Annotated in this window: 1 rRNA gene; it reads right to left on the reverse strand. The window is 60.6% G+C overall.

What is annotated here, in order from left to right:
• Positions 1 to 467, reverse strand: a 16S ribosomal RNA gene (locus GNP95_RS25545); the annotation flags it as partial.

The following is a 467-nucleotide window of genomic DNA, read 5'->3' on the forward strand; positions in this document are numbered from 1 at the left end:
GGGACTACTAGGGTATCTAATCCGGTTCGCTCCCCACGCTCTCGCACCTCAGCGTCAGCGCATGCCCAGGCGGCTGGTTTCCCCCTGGGTGTTCCTGCCGATCTCTACGCATTTCACCACTACACCGGCAATTCCACCGCCCTCTGCATGGCTCCAGACGCGCCGTATGGGATGGCGCCTGGCCGTTAAGCGGCCAGATTTCACACCCCACGCGCGCGTCCGCCTGCGTGCGCTTTACGCCCAGTCAATCCGGACAACGCTTGGCTCCTCTGTATTACCGCGGCTGCTGGCACAGAGTTAGCCGGGGCTTCCTCACTCGGTACCGTCAGACTTTGACGTGTTAGGTCAAAGCTTTTCGTCCCGAGCAACAGGAGTTTACAATCCGAAGACCTTCATCCTCCACGCGGCGTTGCGTCATCAGGCTTGCGCCCATTGTGAACAATTCCCCACTGCTGCCACCCGTAGGC

The sequence above is a fragment of the Paenibacillus woosongensis genome (assembly GCF_009725165.1).
Taxonomy (GTDB): domain Bacteria; phylum Bacillota; class Bacilli; order Paenibacillales; family Paenibacillaceae; genus Fontibacillus; species Fontibacillus woosongensis.